This is a genomic window from Actimicrobium sp. GrIS 1.19 (assembly GCF_035984655.1).
In the GTDB taxonomy this organism is placed as follows: Bacteria; Pseudomonadota; Gammaproteobacteria; order Burkholderiales; family Burkholderiaceae_D; genus Actimicrobium.
On the sequence record NZ_JAXCHT010000002.1, the window covers coordinates 281,391 to 294,551 of the forward strand.

Annotated in this window: 13 protein-coding genes; 3 read left to right on the forward strand and 10 right to left on the reverse strand. The window is 61.7% G+C overall.

Translation table 11 applies throughout. The annotated features are described in order from the left end of the window. Positions 1 to 15: 15 nt before the first annotated feature. Positions 16 to 1,173, reverse strand: a complete 1,158-nt coding sequence (locus tag RCH09_RS02945) for an iron-containing alcohol dehydrogenase (protein ID WP_326939540.1) — start codon at positions 1,171 to 1,173, stop codon at positions 16 to 18. A 213-nt stretch (positions 1,174 to 1,386) separates the two neighbouring features. On the opposite strand from RCH09_RS02945, the gene RCH09_RS02950 reads away from it, so the two are divergent. Continuing rightward, complete coding sequence (locus RCH09_RS02950; protein WP_326939541.1) at positions 1,387 to 2,958, forward strand: DUF1800 domain-containing protein; 1,572 nt, start codon at positions 1,387 to 1,389, stop codon at positions 2,956 to 2,958. A 25-nt stretch (positions 2,959 to 2,983) separates the two neighbouring features. Then, positions 2,984 to 4,219 carry a DUF1501 domain-containing protein gene (locus RCH09_RS02955; protein WP_326939542.1) on the forward strand — a complete coding sequence of 412 codons (1,236 nt, stop codon included), beginning with the start codon at positions 2,984 to 2,986 and terminating at the stop codon, positions 4,217 to 4,219. A gap of 5 nt (positions 4,220 to 4,224) precedes the next feature. Here the strand turns inward: RCH09_RS02955 and RCH09_RS02960 are convergent, their stop codons facing one another. The 3 genes from RCH09_RS02960 to ompR are packed head-to-tail and all read right to left on the reverse strand — an operon-like array spanning position 4,225 to position 6,935. Continuing rightward, positions 4,225 to 4,800, reverse strand: a complete 576-nt coding sequence (locus tag RCH09_RS02960) for an MSMEG_1061 family FMN-dependent PPOX-type flavoprotein (protein WP_326939543.1) — start codon at positions 4,798 to 4,800, stop codon at positions 4,225 to 4,227. A 10-nt stretch (positions 4,801 to 4,810) separates the two neighbouring features. Beyond that, positions 4,811 to 6,214, reverse strand: a complete 1,404-nt coding sequence (locus RCH09_RS02965; RefSeq protein WP_326939544.1) for an ATP-binding protein — start codon at positions 6,212 to 6,214, stop codon at positions 4,811 to 4,813. Then, positions 6,183 to 6,935 (reverse strand): osmolarity response regulator transcription factor OmpR, encoded by a 753-nt coding sequence (gene ompR / locus RCH09_RS02970; protein ID WP_326939545.1) that lies wholly within the window; start codon positions 6,933 to 6,935, stop codon positions 6,183 to 6,185. The genes RCH09_RS02965 and ompR overlap by 32 nt, the downstream gene beginning before the upstream one ends. A gap of 160 nt (positions 6,936 to 7,095) precedes the next feature. On the opposite strand from ompR, the gene RCH09_RS02975 reads away from it, so the two are divergent. Continuing rightward, a complete protein-coding gene (locus RCH09_RS02975; RefSeq protein WP_326939546.1) occupies positions 7,096 to 7,398 on the forward strand; it encodes a hypothetical protein in 303 nt (100 codons plus the stop codon). A gap of 18 nt (positions 7,399 to 7,416) precedes the next feature. On the opposite strand, the gene arfB is transcribed toward RCH09_RS02975, so the two are convergent. From arfB to prmB, 6 genes are all read right to left on the reverse strand, one after another. Beyond that, complete coding sequence (arfB, locus tag RCH09_RS02980; protein WP_326939547.1) at positions 7,417 to 7,833, reverse strand: alternative ribosome rescue aminoacyl-tRNA hydrolase ArfB; 417 nt, start codon at positions 7,831 to 7,833, stop codon at positions 7,417 to 7,419. Positions 7,834 to 7,851: 18 nt separating this feature from the next. After that, a complete protein-coding gene (locus tag RCH09_RS02985) occupies positions 7,852 to 8,148 on the reverse strand; it encodes a Dabb family protein (RefSeq protein ID WP_326939548.1) in 297 nt (98 codons plus the stop codon). Between the two features lie 19 nt (positions 8,149 to 8,167). Next, complete coding sequence (locus RCH09_RS02990; RefSeq protein WP_326939549.1) at positions 8,168 to 8,992, reverse strand: Rossmann-like and DUF2520 domain-containing protein; 825 nt, start codon at positions 8,990 to 8,992, stop codon at positions 8,168 to 8,170. 77 nt (positions 8,993 to 9,069) lie between these two features. Beyond that, on the reverse strand, positions 9,070 to 10,122 hold the full coding sequence (locus RCH09_RS02995; RefSeq protein WP_326939550.1) for a CaiB/BaiF CoA transferase family protein: 1,053 nt from the start codon (positions 10,120 to 10,122) through the stop codon (positions 9,070 to 9,072). Further along, positions 10,123 to 12,108, reverse strand: a complete 1,986-nt coding sequence (locus RCH09_RS03000; protein ID WP_442784994.1) for an ATP-binding cassette domain-containing protein — start codon at positions 12,106 to 12,108, stop codon at positions 10,123 to 10,125. 97 nt (positions 12,109 to 12,205) lie between these two features. Further along, positions 12,206 to 13,084, reverse strand: coding sequence for a 50S ribosomal protein L3 N(5)-glutamine methyltransferase (prmB, locus tag RCH09_RS03005; RefSeq protein WP_326939551.1), 879 nt, complete (start codon positions 13,082 to 13,084; stop codon positions 12,206 to 12,208). Between the last annotated feature and the right edge of the window lie 77 nt (positions 13,085 to 13,161).

The following is a 13,161-nucleotide window of genomic DNA, read 5'->3' on the forward strand; positions in this document are numbered from 1 at the left end:
TGCATGCAATTACGTTTACAGGCTCAATTCAAGTACCTGACGGCTGACCGCGAGGGTCACGTCGCGGCGCTCGCCGAGCATGGTCATCTTGTGGCTTTCCAGCTGTCCCAGCACGGTCTCGATGTTGTCCGCCGTGACGCCATAATCGCCGAGGCGGGTCTTGACACCCATCTGCTCAAAGAATGCCTGGGTCTTCTCAATCGCCGCGTCGATGCGCGCGTCTTCGTCGCCGGTCGTCAGGTTCCAGACCCGCGCAGCGTATTGCAGCAGCTTCGCGCGTTTGCCTTCCTTGCGGATCCTGAGCATGCTCGGCAACACGATGGCCAGCGTTTGCGCGTGATCGAGGTTATACAGCGCCGTCAATTCATGGCCGACCATGTGGGTCGCCCAATCCTGCGGCACGCCCGCACCGATCAGACCGTTCAATGCCAGCGTCGCGCACCACATGATATTGGCGCGCACGGCGTAGTCGTCCGGTGTGGCCAGCGCCTTCGGGCCTTCCTCGATCAGCGTCAGCAAGATGCCCTCGGCGAAGCGATCCTGGATTGGCGCATCGGCGGGGTAGGTCATGTATTGCTCCATCACGTGTGCATACGCGTCGACCACGCCATTGCCGATCTGCCGGGTCGGCAGCGTGAAGGTCTTGGTTGGGTCGAGGATGGAGAATTGCGGGAAGCAGTGACGGCTTGAGAACGCCATCTTGGCCTTGAGCGATTTGCGCGTGACGACTGAACCGTTGTTCATTTCCGAGCCGGTGGCCGGTAAGGTCAGGATCGCGCCGAACGGCAACGCGCTCGTGATGTTGGCGCCGCGCTTTTCGAGGATGGCCCACGGATCGCCCTCGAAGTTGACTGCCGCCGCGATGAATTTGGCGCCGTCGATGACCGAGCCGCCGCCGACGGCAAGCAGGAAATCGAGCTTTTCGCGTCGTACCAGCTCGACTGCCTGCATCAGGTTTTCATAGCTTGGATTCGGCTCGATGCCGGAGAACTCCTGGAAGCTGCGGCCGGCCAGCGCTGCATGCACTTCATCGAGTACGCCGTTGTGCTTGATGCTGCCACCACCCGACAAAATCAGTACGCGCGCGTTTGCGGGAACCACTTTGGCGAGGTCGGCAATGCGGCCTTTGCCAAACAGGATCTGGGTAGGGTTATGAAAGTCAAAATTGAACATGATGTTTTTTCCGGTCAGGTTGGGCTGCGACTATCGAAGTGACAACAACAGGCATCATATGACGCCTTGGCGAATCGTGCTTTTGCCGGCGTCACGCGACCACTGACAAGTTGTTACAAAGAAATGGACCTGTTGATTTCGCGTCGGTAGAGAATGCAGCTCATGCGCCAATCGCTGCTGCGGCTGGCATTTTCCGCAAATGAGGAGCAAGCGATGACATGGACGGTTCGATTTCTGCTCACGGCATTGGCCCTGGGTGCGATGGGCGGCGCCGGCGCGGCCGAACTGGCCGGCGACGCCTGGGCCACGCATGTGTTGAACCGTCTCGGCTACGGTCCGGCTCCCGGTGATATCGAACGCGTCACCGCCATGGGTGTCGAACACTACATTGATACGCAACTCCATCCCGAAACCATTCCGGTGCCGCCTGCGCTGACGCAACGCCTGGCGGCATTGCCCGCCACCAGCATGAGCGCAGGGGAATCGCTGGCCGAATTCCTCAACGCGCAAAAGGCGGCAAAACAAGACGACGCTGGCAAGCAGCAACGACGCGAAAGCTACCAGCGCACGGCGCTGCGAACCGCCGAGGCGCGCCTGGCGCGCGCCATCGGCAGTCCGCGCCAGCTGGAAGAAGTCATGGTGGATTTCTGGTTCAACCACTTCAACGTCTTCGCCGGCAAGGGTCTCGATCGCGCCCTGGTCGCAAGTTACGAACGCGATGCGATCCGCCCGTTCGCACTGGGACGTTTCCGCGATTTGCTGGGCGCTACGGCAAGCCATCCCGCCATGCTGTTCTATCTCGATAACTGGTTGTCAGTCGCGCCCGGTTATGAAGCGCCGCGTCGGTTCGGCAAGTCGCCGCTGGCCAAGGCGAGCGGATTGAACGAAAACTATGCGCGCGAATTGATGGAGCTCCATACGCTGGGCGTGGACGGTGGCTACAGCCAGAAGGATGTCACCGAACTGGCGCGCATGCTGACGGGCTGGACGTTTGTGCCACGCGACATGGCGCGCCAGGATGGCGGCTTTACGTTCGATGCGCGCCGCCATGACAATGGCGACAAGGATTGGCTCGGCAATCATGTCGGCCCGCGTGGTCGCAATGAGGGGGAGTTCGCACTCGACACGCTGGCCGCGCATCCCGCCACGGCACGTCATATCAGCTATCAGCTGGCGCAGTATTTCGTCACCGATAATCCGCCGGTTGCGCTGGTCGATCGGCTCGCCCGGCGCTTCACCGAAACCCGCGGCGACATCCGCGCCGTGCTCGGCACCTTGTTCGCCAGCGCCGAGTTCCGCGATCCCGCCGTGGTCGGCGCCAAGTTCAAGACGCCGTATCAATATGTGGTGTCCAGCGCGCGCGCCGCCAATCTGAATGTCGTCAACGTGCGACCGTTGCTGGGCACACTGTCCCAGCTTGGTATGCCGTTGTATGGCTGCCAGACGCCGGACGGGTACAAGAACACCGAGGCGGCCTGGCTCAATCCGGACGCGTTGACACGGCGCATCAATTTTGCCACGGCGTTGGCATCGGGACGCCTGCCGTTGGCCAAGCCGACCGATGCCGACGATGCGCCCGATATGGGCAAGCAAAAGCTGGAACGGGCCACCGAGCCGCAGCGCGGCGACAACAATCGCTGGACTAGTGCGCCGGTCGACGCGACGCTGTTGCTGACAACGCTGGGCCCGGCGATTTCGACGCGCACCCGCGATACCGTCGCTGGCAACCAGAGCGGCATCCGCGCCGCCTTGCTGCTCGGCAGCCCTGATTTCATGCGCCACTGAACGGCACCATTTCGAGGAGATGAACATGCAACGTCGCGACTTCATGCAGGTGCTGGCAGTGGGAGCGGGTGGCCTGATATTGCCCGGGTCGAATGCCTGGGCGGTGACGCGCGCAGCGTCGGACAGTCAACGCAAACTGATCGTCATCATGCTGCGCGGCGCGGTCGATGGCCTCAGTGTGGTGGCGCCGTATGGTGACGCCAATTACGCGCGCCTGCGGCCGAACATCGCGATTGCGCGTCCCGGCCAGGAGAATGGCTTGCTGGACCTGGATGGCTACTTCGGGATGCATCCGGCGCTGCGTCCGTTGCAGGATCTTTGGCAGCAACAGCGGTTGGCCTTTGTCCATGCGAGTGGTTCGCCTGACGCAACACGTTCGCATTTCGATGCGCAGGATTATCTGGAGTCTGGTACGCCGGGCCGCAAGGGCACGCAGGATGGCTGGATGAACCGGCTGCTGGCCGCGTTGCCCGGCCCTGCTGTCCCAACCCGGGCGATCAGCATCGGGCCAGTCATGCCGCGCATTCTGAGCGGCCACGTCAGCGCGATCAACATTGCTTCTGGTGCGGCAGCGGGACGACCGACCTTGCTGGACCGTCCGCAGGTGGCGGGCGCTTTCGATCAGCTTTATGGCGGCAACGACAAGTACGCCAGCATTTATCACGAAGCCCAGACCGCGCACAAGGAAATGATGTCGTCACTGGACGAGGAGAACAAGGTTGCCGATGGCGGCGCGCCGCTGCCGAACGGCTTTCCGGCGGATGCCGCGCGACTGGCCTCGCTGATGAAAAACGACGGTCGCATCCAGTTCGCTTTTGTCGCGCTGGGCGGATGGGACACGCACGCCAACCAGGGCAACGGTACCGGGCAGCTGGCCAATCGACTGGCACCGCTGGGGCAGGGACTGGCGACCCTTGCGCAGCGGCTGGGGCCGGTGTTCGATGACACCACCATCGTGGCCATGTCGGAGTTTGGTCGCACCGCGCGGCAGAACGGCAATAACGGCACTGACCACGGGCATGGCAATGTGATGTGGGTGCTGGGCGGCAAGGTTGCCGGCGGCAAAGTCTATGGCGATTGGCAAGGCCTGGGTGAGGCGCAGTTGCATGAGGGTCGCGACGTGCCGGTGTCGACCGATTTTCGCGCCGTGTTGGCGCAGATCAGCGAGCGGCATTTGAAACTGTCGGACAAGCAGCTGCAACTGGTGTTTCCGGACCTGCCGCCGCGCCGGTTGGCGGCGGAGTTGATCCGCGCAGGCTGAGTCGACTAGCGCCCGGCGCTGCAGCCGACGGCCTGGTCGAGCCCGTCGGTGTGGGCATCGAGCGCCGCGCCAGCCGCGCGGGTCGGATCGGCCTGCCATAACCCGGCCCGCAACACCGCGCGCGAGCATTGCGTGAACGCTTGCGCAACGGTCACGATCAACACGCTGCGCGGCAGTACGCCATCGACTGCGAATTGCTGCAGCAAGGCCGGATCGTTGTTGATGCGTGCGTGTCCGTTGACGCGCAAACATTCGTTGACGCCCGGGACCAGGAACAGCAAGCCGACTTGCGGATTCTCGATGACGTTGCGCAAACTGTCGATCCGGTTATTGCCGCGCCGATCCGGAAACATCAGCGTGCGCTGGTCGACGATCGTGACAAAGCCCGGTTGGTCACCGCGTGGCGAGCAGTCCATCCCGGCGCTGCCGGCGCTGGCAAACAACATGAATGGCGACGCGCCGATGAAACGCTGACTGGCCTCATCGAGGTAATCGCGTTCCTTGCGTTGCGCGTCCTCGCTGGGTTGCTGGTACAGCGCATTGAGCGCCGCCAGCGTGGATATGACATGGTCGTGTGGCATCGCGCTCCGTTCAGGCTGCAGGCAGATTGATTTCGACGATCAGGCCGCCGTCATGGCGGTTGCGTAAATGCAGGCTGCCGCCGTGGCGCTTGATGACCCGCTCCACGATCGCCAGTCCGAGACCTGCGCCGTTGGCCTGTCCGCGTGCGGTATCGAGTCGCGTGAAGGGGCGACGCAACCGGTCCATTTCATGAGCAGGAATGCCATCTCCGTGATCACCGACTTCGATCACCACTTCACCTTTTTCGATACAGCAAACCAGGTCAACGTCGGTGACTTCGCTGCCATTGGTTTTTCCGTAGCGACGCGCGTTCTCGATCAGGTTGTTGATCACGCGCTTGAGCTCGACCGGATTGCCCATCACCGCAACGTGTTCATCAAGGTGGGGTGTGATGCGCACGTCAGGCAGGCGCTCCGCGTCCTGCGCGGCCTGATGCAACATGAGCGTGACGTCGATGCGCTTGAAGCTGGCGACATCGGTCGGCTTGGCGTAATCGAGGAACTGCCCGATGATGTCATTCATCTGCCCGAGGTCCGATTGCATGCCGTGGCGGGCGTCGTCGGGCAGCCGGGCCATCTCGACTTCGAGCAGCATGCGCGAGATCGGCGTGCGCAGATCGTGCGAGATGCCGGCGAGGATGACGGCGCGGTCGGATTCGATGCGGTTCAGGTCTTCCACCATCTGGTTGAAGCTCTGATTGGCTTCGCGGATTTCGAGCGGCCCGCGCTCCGGCAATGGATCGAGCTGGCCGCCCTTGGCAATCGCGCGTGCTGCCGCAGTCAGGCGTGCCAGCGGCTGGTTGATCAGGCGCGAAATGAAGACTGCACCGACCAGCGCCAGCAACAACGTCACTGCGGCCCAACCGAGCCACTGAATTCCGGCGGAACGGTCGAGCCGATCCCGATCCAGCATCAGCCAGTAATCATCGTCGTCGATCTTGAAGCTGACCCAGAATCCGGCAATATCATTGACCTTGCGGGCGAAGCGCGTATCGACGCCGAGCTTGCTCTTGATGCGTTCCTGCAGCAGCGGCGTCAAGGCGGTGTCGCGCGGTGTCTCGACGATATCGGTATCTTCCAGCGGATAGACGCGGATGCCTTCGTTGCTCGCCAGATCAAACAGCAACTCGCTGCGCAGATCCGGCGCCGAATGCGTCAGCGCCGCACGCGTGATGGTGACGACGGAAATGATTTGATTGGCAAGCTGCTCGGCGCGCGGTGTGCGGTCAACCAGACGCACGCTGGTGATCCAGGCCGCCATGCTGATCGTGATCAGCGATGCCAGCAGGACGAAGGTGCGCCAGAACAGGCCGCTCTTGAACCAGGCGAGTCGACCCGCCCCGTTGACGTTATGCGAAAAGGAGCCGGCGGCGTCGCTCAGTTCAGCGCGGCTGGCCTTCAGGAATAAAAACATAGCCAAGCCCCCAGACAGTTTGAATGTAGAGCGGGCTGGAAGGATCCGGCTCGATGAGTTTTCGCAAACGGGAAATCTGGACGTCCAGACTGCGGTCATAGACCTCGTATTCCCGGCCACGCGCCAGCTCCATGAGTTTTTCGCGTGACAGCGGTTGGCGCGCATGGCGCGCAAATACCTTGAGAACGGAAAACTCACCGGTCGTCAGTGGCACGCTGACGCCGCTTTTCTTGAGCGTACGCGTGCCGAGATCGAGTACGAATTCGCCGAATTCGAAAGATTGCGGACGTTCCGATGGCGCGCCTGGCAATTCGTCGGGCTGTTTGCGCCGCAGTACCGCAGTGATGCGGGCCACCAGTTCGCGCGGATTGAATGGCTTGGGCAGGTAATCGTCCGCCCCCATTTCCAGACCAACGATGCGGTCGACATCCTCGGCCTTGGCGGTCAGCATGATGATTGGTGTCAGATCGCCGGCGCCCCGCAGGCGGCGGCAAATCGACAGGCCGTCTTCGCCCGGCAGCATCAGATCCAGCACCAGCAAGTCATATCGTTCGCGCAGCCAGAGCTTGTTCATGGTCTGGGCGTTTTCGGCGGTGACGACATTGAATCCCTGTTCTGCCAGGTACCGGCGCAGCAGGTCGCGCAGGCGGATATCGTCATCGACAACAAGAATTTTTGGCTGATGGGCGTTGGGTGTAACGGGGGATGGTGTGGTATTCATGGCTGTATGGTAACGTCAGAAATCCGTTGCGTAACGCCTTGATTCAGGGCATTACAAAATATTACATACTTTACGGCTTTGCTCTGATGGTGATGGGGAAAGCGGCATAAACTTCAGCCTCAATCCGGATTGTCTTGCGGATAGCTTCAAGGATAGTCAAATGAACGCCGCTGTCAAAATCTCGTCACTTGGTTTGATTCTTCTGCTTGGAAGTGCGGCAGTGCTGGGCAATGATCGCGACGAGCGTTTGTTGCGCCGCGAAGCCCGCATCGAGCAGCGTCAACAGGCCCAGCCGGACAACCGTGGACGGCAGCAGGAAGCGCGTCCGGACGTCAGGCCGGAACCGCAGAATGTCCCACAACAGGCTGACCCGTCCAAACGGAATGGCCGCATGAGTCCGGACGAGCGGCGCGCCTTGCGCCGCCAGATTGATCAGGCCGGGCACGACATCTACAAGCGCTGACATTCATCCGATTCTTTTTCATTCCCGCACCTTGCCGCGCAGTGCCTTGATCGCGCCGCGACCGGTCTTGGCGTCGACGCGGGCGCGCTGGGAACTGCGGGTTGGTCGCGTCGGTCGACGCAGCTCCGGCACCTCCAGCGCACTCTGAATAATTTCCTGTAAACGTCGTAACGCCTCGGCCTTGCTTTGTTGCTGGCTGCGCCCGTGTTGCGCCTTGATGATCAGGACGCCCTCACGCGTAATGCGTTGATCGTGCATCGCCAGCAGCCGCTCCCGGCAAAATTCCGGCAACGACGAGGCGGCGATGTCGAAGCGTAAATGGATCGCGGTCGCGACCTTGTTCACGTTTTGTCCGCCCGGCCCCTGGGCACGAATCGCAGTCAGTTCGATTTCGTCCAGGGGCAGGCTGATGGCGTCGTTAATCTCGAGATTCATTTTCTGCAGTTCAAATAATCAATTTGTGTCGTACACCTGCACCCGCGCAAACAGCGCACCGAAGCGCGCCACGAAGGCCAGATGGCTGGGATCGATTTGATAGGCGTCGTGAGCAGCCTGGTCGTCAAACAGCAGCGTCAAGCCAAAGCTGAAACTGCGATCAACCACCGGTTCGTCGGTCGCCGCCGGTTGTCCGACATGCCCTTGCCGAATCGATGGGATATCAAGCAAACCAAGCAGCGCCGCCTGACATCCCGCACGTTGCTGGGGCGTTGCTTCTTGCGTCAGCCAGAAATACACGGAATGCACAAACATAATTCACCTTGGAAATAGATTATTCGCGCGCGCCGGCCAGCCGGACGGTTGCAGCAGCGAGTTGGTCGTAAAGCCTGCCGTAGGCGGCATCCCAATGCGCGATTGCTTGCTGCTGTCGGGCCACTGTCTCCATGTCGCCACGTGCGATCGGACCGGTCAGGGCCGCCGCCGGACCAAGCCGCACCGCATTGTCGACGCTTTCTCGCGCCAGCGGCGCAATCAATTGCATTGCGATGTCCGGTGGAATTCCCGCTGCCACATAAGCCTGTTGCGCCACCGCCAGCGTGGTCACCAGATAGTTGGAGGCGAACACGGCGGCCGCGTGATACAGCGATTTCGAGGCAAGCGCGATCGGTAGCGGCCGGGCGCCGATGGCTTCGAGCAGCGGCAGCAATGTCGCGAGCGCCGCGGTATCGCCTTCGACCCCGAAAAAAGTGCCGGAAAATGTGGCGCAGACCCGTTCCGGATCGGCAAAGCTGCGCACCGGATGCAGGCTGGCGACAGCTGCACCGAGCGCGGCGGCGGCGCGCAACTGATCGGAACCGAGCGCGCCGCTGCAATGGAACACGATGCTGTTCTGGTCGATCTGGCCGCTGCCGGAGAGGCGCGCACAACACGCGGCAATCTGGTCGTCCGGTACCGCCAGCAAGAACAGCGAGGCGGCGCCAATGGCATCAAACTCATGCACCGGATTGCCCGCGCCGATGAACGCCACTGCCTGCCGCGCCGTGCCGTCTGACCGCGTGAGCACGTCGGCAATCTGCAGCAGACCGCTGCGGCGCCATAGATGGGCCAATGTCTTGCCGACGCGTCCGGCGCCGATGATGCAAAGGGAGGTAGTCAAGCGGGTTTCCACAACAAGTTGAAAACCAGCAGTGTAGCGCGGCGATCATTGCTGCTGCGCGGTGCTATGGAATTGCGTCAGTCCGAAAAAATGATCGCATTGCCGGGCAGCGGCAAGCGATGCGTGCCGGCCAGCGTCGAGGCCAGCGCCTCGTCGGCGCGCAGCACCGGTGACACGCAGCAGTCAATGCCGGCAAATTTTTCCGTCCAGGCGCGCAGGTCATTCTGTGCAAACAGCTGCTGCACGGCGGCGATCTGCGCAAGCGCCGCCGTGCCGCCAACCGGCTGGCCAAGCGCCCAGTGGTCGGTGGCCCAGTCCGGCCGGTTGACCGCAACACAAAACGCTTTCCAGAATTTCAGTTCGAGCGCACCAAGCGCCATGAAACGGTGGTCGCTGGTGCGGTAGACGTTGTAGCAGGCGACACCGCCGGTGAGCAGGTCCCTGCCGGGCGCGGCCGGTTTGCCGAAGTTCTTCACTGCGACCAGCGGCATGACATTGTTGGCCATGACCGCGTGCGTCATCGACACATCGACGTGCCGGCCGGCGCCGCCCATCTTCACCGCCAGCAGCGCGGCCAGCACGCCCTGAACCGCGGTTTGCGCACCGCCCAGCAGGTCGGCAATCTGCAGGTTGGGCAACGCTGGCGTGCCATCTGCGTTGGCGTTCTGTTCCAGCATGCCGGCGCTGGCAAGATAATTGATGTCATGGCCCGCCATCGGCGCCATCGGGCCGCTCTGGCCGTAGCCGGAGATCGAGCACATGACCAGGTGCGGATTGCACTGCTTGAGGACGGTCCAATCCAGTTGCAGGCGCTGCATCACACCGGGCCGGTAGCTTTCGATGACCACATCGGCGTGCGCGACCATCTGCAGAAAGCGTTCGCGTTGCGCGCCGTCCTTCAGATCCAGCCGCAACAACTGCTTGCCGCGATTGACCAGCTGAAAAAACTGCGACAGCTGATCCGGAAACGGCCCCATGGTGCGGGCCGGGTCACCCGCGCCAGGTTCTTCGATCTTGATGACCTCTGCGCCCATGTCCGACAATTGCAGTGTCGCCATCGGGCCCGGCAACAACCGGGTCAGGTCGAGAACGCGAATGCCGCGCAGCGGCTGGTCGGCCGGGCTGTCCACTCAGACCACTTGTTCCAGCGCTTCCTGCTGTTCGATCCACTCGGCTTCCAGCGTCGCGATTTCCTTGGCATAGAAGCTCTGGTCGGTCAGCAGGGTTTTCAATTCCTTCTTGTGCGCGGCTTCGTATATTTCCGGATTCGCCAGACGCTCGTCAACCACTGCCTTTTGCGCCGACCGCTTGGCCATCTGCTCTTCGATTTTCTTCAGCTTGTTTTCGATCGGCTTCTTGCGTGCGGCCAGCTTCTGGCGGTCTTCCGCATCGGCGCGTTTCTGGTCTTTCTTGTCCACCACGACTGCCGCCGGCGCTACCGTGCTGGACGACTTGGTCTTGACCGTCGGCAGGGCAGTGCCGATCGCATTGGTTTTGGTCGCCAGCTTGGTCTTGAACAGCCAATCCTTGTAATCGTCGAGGTCGCCGTCGAACGGTTGCAACTGGCCATCGGCGACGATGATGAATTCATCGGTGGTGGCGCGCAGCAGATGGCGATCATGTGAGACCACGACGAGCGTGCCCTCGAATTGCGCCAGCGCCATGGTCAGCGCTTCCCGTGTTTCCAGGTCCAGATGGTTGGTTGGTTCATCCAGCAGCAGCAGGTTGGGGCGCTGCCAGACAATCAACGCCAGGGCCAGTCGGGCTTTTTCGCCGCCGGAGAATGGGGCGATCTTCGCCGTCACCATCGGACCGTTGAAGTTGAAGCTGCCGAGGAAGTTGCGCAATTCCTGTTCGCGCACACCTGGCGCGATATGGCCCAGATGCCACAGCGGTGATTCTTCGTGGCGCAGCATTTCGACTTGATGCTGGGCGAAGTAGCCGATGGCCAGTCCCTTGCCGAACTGACTGTCACCGGACAACGGGGCGAGTTCGCCGGCAATGGTCTTGATCAGGGTAGATTTGCCGGCGCCGTTGACGCCCAGCAGGCCGATGCGCTGGCCGATCTGCAGCGAGAAGTTGATACCCGAGACAATCGTTTTTTCGACCACCGAGTGATCGGTTTCATTTTCGATGCGATAGCCGGCGTAGACATCTTCCATCGTCAGCAGCGGGTTCGGTGCACTGGCCGGCTCGCGGAACTCAAACGAGAATTCGGCGGCCGCGCGCAGCGGCGCCAGCTCTTCCATCTTCGCCAGCGCCTTCATCCGGCTCTGGGCCTGGCGTGCCTTGCTGGCCTGGGCCTTGAAGCGGTTGATGAACGACTCCAGATGCGAACGCTGACGCTGTTGTTTCTCCAGCGTGCCGGCGGCCAGGATCATTTGCGCGGCGCGCTGGCGTTCGAACGAACTGTAATTGCCGGAGTAGCGTTTCAGTTTGCGTTCGTCGATATGCACGATCACGTTGACGACGCCGTCGAGGAAGTCGCGATCATGCGAAATGATGATCAGCGTACCGGCGTAGCGCTTGAGCCAGTCTTCCAGCCAGATGATGGCATCCAGATCCAGATGGTTGGTCGGTTCATCGAGCAGCAGCAGATCGGACGGGCACATCAGTGCCTGGGCCAAATTCAGCCGCATGCGCCAGCCGCCGGAAAAGCTCGCCACCGGTTGCGTCATCTGCGCCATCGAAAAGCCCAGCCCGGTCAGCAGCTGCTCGCCACGCGAGCGCACCGTGTAGGCATCCGCATCGGCCAGGGCGCTGTACAGGTCGCCAATCAGCAAGCCATTGGCCGACGTATCCGGTTCGCTTTCCAGAAAGGCCAGTTCATCTTCCAGCCGACGCAGGGTGACGTCGCCATCGATGGCATATTCGAGCGCGGCGCGATCCAGTGCCGGCGTCTCCTGTGCGACATACGCCATGCGCCATTTGCTGGGGAAATCGATGCTGCCCAGATCGGCATGCAGCTCACCGCGCAACAGGCCGAACAGGCTGGATTTGCCGGCGCCATTGGCCCCGATCAGGCCGATCTTGTCGCCGGGATTGAGGGTGAGGTCGACATTGTCGAGCAACGGCTTGATGCCGCGCATCATGGAAACTTGCTGGAAACGAATCATGGTTGTTGCACTTGCGGGAGCGTCGCAACGCTCCCCTTTCTTGGGTTCGGAGAAGGGAAATTCAGGGCGCGAGTATAAGCCATGTTGCAGCGCAACCTTAGAGTTGTTCGGCGCCGACCAGAAACACCATGTCGTCGCCCGCGCTGGTGCTCATCCAGGTCAGCTCCAGGCGGGGGAACGCGGCTTCCGCAAAAGCCCGTTCATTGCCGATCTCGACCACCAGCACGCCCTTGTCGGTCAGCCGCTCACGGGCGCCGGCGACGATGCCGCGTACCAGCGCCATGCCGTCGTCGCCGCCGGCCAGCGCCAGCGTTGGCTCATGCAGGTATTCCGCCGGCAGTTTCTCCATTGATGCACTGTTGACGTAGGGCGGATTGGTGATGATCAGATCGAATTTGGTGGCCGGCACGTTGGCATACAGGTCGGATTCGATCAGCGTGATGCGGTCCTGCAGCTGGTATTCGTCGACATTGCGTCGCGCCACCGCCAAGGCATCGGCCGAGATATCGGTCGCCACCACGTGGGCGTTCGGGAAGGCATCGGCCAGCATGATGGCCAGGCAGCCGGAACCGGTGCACAACTCGAGGATATTCAGCACGGCCATCGGGTCGCTGACCCACGGCGAAAACTGGTCGGGGATCAGTTCGGCAATGAACGAGCGTGGCACCAGCACGCGCTCATCGACATAAAAATGATAGCCGCCGAGCCAGGCCTGATGCGTGATGTACGCTGCTGGCAGGCGCTCGAAGGTGCGATGCTCGATCATCTTCAGCACCTCGGCGATTTCTTCCGGCAGCAGGCGTGCATCGAGGAACGGATCGAGTTTATCGAGCGGCAGATGCAGCGTGTGCAGGATCAGGTAGGCGGCTTCGTCGAAGGCGCTGCTGCTGCCATGGCCGAAGAACAGCTTGGCCGTATTGAAGCGGGTCACCGTGTAGCGCAACAGGTCGCGTACGGTAGAAAAGGAATTGTTCATGATGGCGAGCTCGCAGGAAAATGAAGTGTAAAAGCGTGGAATGCAAAAGCGCTGCCGGAGCAGCGCGTCGGTGCCGC